The sequence below is a fragment of the Pseudonocardia sp. SID8383 genome (genome assembly GCF_009864975.1).
Classification (GTDB): domain Bacteria; phylum Actinomycetota; class Actinomycetes; order Mycobacteriales; family Pseudonocardiaceae; genus Pseudonocardia; species Pseudonocardia alni.
On the sequence record NZ_WWFY01000797.1, the window covers coordinates 1 to 2,597 of the forward strand.

The window sequence follows — 2,597 nt, forward strand, 5'->3', positions numbered from 1 at the left end:
CCCGGGCACCGCCGCCGGGCCCGCCGTCGCGGTCCCCGCGCCCCGCACGCCCACCTCGCCCTCGACCGGGAACCCGGGCACCGGGTCCCCGTCGTCGCCGACGGTCCCGGCTCCGCGCGGCTCCGGTGGGACGGGCTCGCCGCTCGCCCCGATCGTCGCCCCGATCAACAACCCGGACCGGCCGTCCGCGGGCAACATCCTCGAGCCCGTGACCGGCACGTCGCCGTCGCGCGGCGGGACCAGCACCGGCCCGATCCAGGACGTCACCGAGAACGTCCGCCCGGTCGGGGACGCCGTCGGTGGCGTCGTCGCCCCGGTCGCGCAGGCCGCGGCGCCGGTCGGGAAGACCCTCGGCGGTGCCGTGTCCCCCGTGACCGAGGCCGTCCGCCCGGTGACGAACGCGGTCAAGCCCGTCACCCGGCCCCTCACCGACACCCTCGAGCCGGTGACGACGCCGGTGCTCGGCGCGCTGTCGCCGGTCACCGAGCCCGTCCTCAGGAGCACCGAGCCGCTCACCGGCCCGGTCCTGAAGGCGGCCGAGCCGGTCACCGGGCTCCTCGACACCTCCGCGAAGAAGGCCACCGCGGACACCGGCTCCTCGTCCTCGGACGCCACCCAGCCGCTGCAGGCCGTCACGAAGCCCGTGGGGCAGGTGGCCGGCACGGTGACCGAGCCGGTCGGGGGCACCCTGTCCGGCGTGACCGAACCGGTCGGCGGGGTGCTCGGCGGCGTCACGAAGGGCGCGGGCGGGCTGCTGGGCGGCTGACGCCGCACCCACGACGACGGCCCCGGCCCCCGCACAGCGGGGACCGGGGCCGTGTCGGTGCCGGCGCACGTGCCGTGTCGGACCGGCCGACGGTCCGTACCGACGCTCCTTCCGGCACGCTCCGGTCGCTGCGCGACCTACACGAGCCTCCTGTCCGTGCCGATGCTCCTTCCGGCACGCTCCGGTCGCTGCGCGACCTACACGAGCCTCCTGTCCGTGCCGATGCTCCTTCCGGCACGCTCCGGTCGCTGCGCGACCTACACGAGCCTCCTGTCGGAAGCCCAGCGGGACAGCTCGTGCCGGTTCGACGTCTGCGTCTTGCGCAGCACGCTCGACACGTGGGTCTCCACCGTCTTCACCGAGATGAACAGCTCCTTCGCGATCTCCTTGTAGGCGTAGCCGCGGGCCAGCAGCCGCAGCACGTCCCGCTCCCGCTTGGTCAGCTGGTCGATCTCCGGGTCCACCGGCGGTGCCGCACCCGGCCGGTCGGAGAACGCGTCCAGCACGAACCCGGCCAGGCGTGGTGAGAAGACCGCGTCACCGGCCCGTACGCGTCGCACGGCGTCGGCGAGGTCCCGGCCCGAGATCGTCTTCGTGACGTAGCCGCGGGCGCCGGACCGGATCACCGAGATGACGTCCTCCGCGGCGTCGGACACCGACAGTGCCAGGAACACCGACTCCGTGCCCGCCGCGCGCGCCCGGCGCAGGATCTCCGCGCCCCCGCCGCCGGGCATGTGCACGTCGAGCAGCACCACGTCCGGCGCGAGGTGCCCGACGCCGGCCACCGCCTCGTCGACGGAGCCCGCCTCACCGACGACCTCCAGCACGGGGCTGCGCCCGTCGCCACGGTCCAGCTCGGCGCGCACGCCGGACCGGAACAACGCGTGGTCGTCGACCAGGTAGACCCGGATACCGGTGTCGCCCGGACCGGCCGGTGTCCCCGGCACGTCGGCGGTGGTCATGCCGTCTCCTTCTCCGTCAGCGGCATCGACAGCCGCACCTCCGTACCCTCCCCGGCCCCGGTGCGGATCCGGACCGTGCCGCCGTGGCGGCGCATCCGGGCGTGCACCGAGTCCGCGAGGCCGTGCCGGTCGTCGGACACCGCATCCGGGTCGAAACCGGTGCCGCGGTCCCGCACGAACACCTCGGCCGCGCCCGGCCCCTCGTCCGAGGCGGGCTCGACCTCGACGTAGACGTCGACCTCGGACGTCCCCGAGTGCTTCGCCGCGTTCACCATCGCCTCGCGCGCCGCCAGCACCAGGGCGCGCAGGTCGTCGTCGAGCTCGGCGTCACCGACCAGCACCGGGCCGACGGCCACCGCGTAGGTGTCCTCCACCTCGCCCGCGACGCGCGTGATCGCCGCCGACAGCAGCGTCTCCACCGCGTCCGGGCTGCCACTGCCGCCGCGGGCGCGCCCGCCCGGCCCGTAGAGCCAGGCACGCAGCTCCCGCTCCTGGCCGCGGGCCAGCCGCTGCACCTCGCGCGGGTCGCCGGACTGGCGCTGGATCAGCGCGAGGGTCTGCAGCACCGAGTCGTGCAGGTGCGCGGCGATCTCGGCGCGCTCGGCGGCGACCGCGCGGGCCCGACGCTCCTCGCCGAGGTCGCGCACCAGCCGTACCCACCAGGGGACGGTGAGGACCGCGACGCCCAGCAGCGTCGCCAGTGCCGCGAGGATCCCGAACCGCACCTGGCTCAGGTCCAGGTTGCCGAGCAGGAACACCGCCAGCCCGGTCAGGACGAGCGCGGCGCCGAGCACGGTGCGGGCCAGCGCCGCACGACCGCCCGTGACGCGGCTGCGGGCGTCGCGCGCCCACCGCCGTCGCTGCGCCTC

Annotated in this window: 2 protein-coding genes and 1 pseudogene; 1 reads left to right on the forward strand and 2 read right to left on the reverse strand. The window is 75.9% G+C overall.

Annotated elements, in window-relative coordinates; all coding sequences use genetic code 11:
• Positions 1 to 766, forward strand: a pseudogene (locus GTW08_RS19595) (hypothetical protein); the annotation flags it as partial.
• Between the two features lie 257 nt (positions 767 to 1,023).
• Here the strand turns inward: GTW08_RS19595 and GTW08_RS19600 are convergent.
• Positions 1,024 to 1,728: a LuxR C-terminal-related transcriptional regulator gene (locus GTW08_RS19600; RefSeq protein ID WP_073576423.1), complete on the reverse strand. Its 705-nt coding sequence runs from the start codon at positions 1,726 to 1,728 to the stop codon at positions 1,024 to 1,026.
• The coding region (locus GTW08_RS19605; protein WP_202417427.1) for a sensor histidine kinase at positions 1,725 to 2,597 on the reverse strand (873 nt) is incomplete at its 5' end. The genes GTW08_RS19605 and GTW08_RS19600, both read right to left, overlap by 4 nt.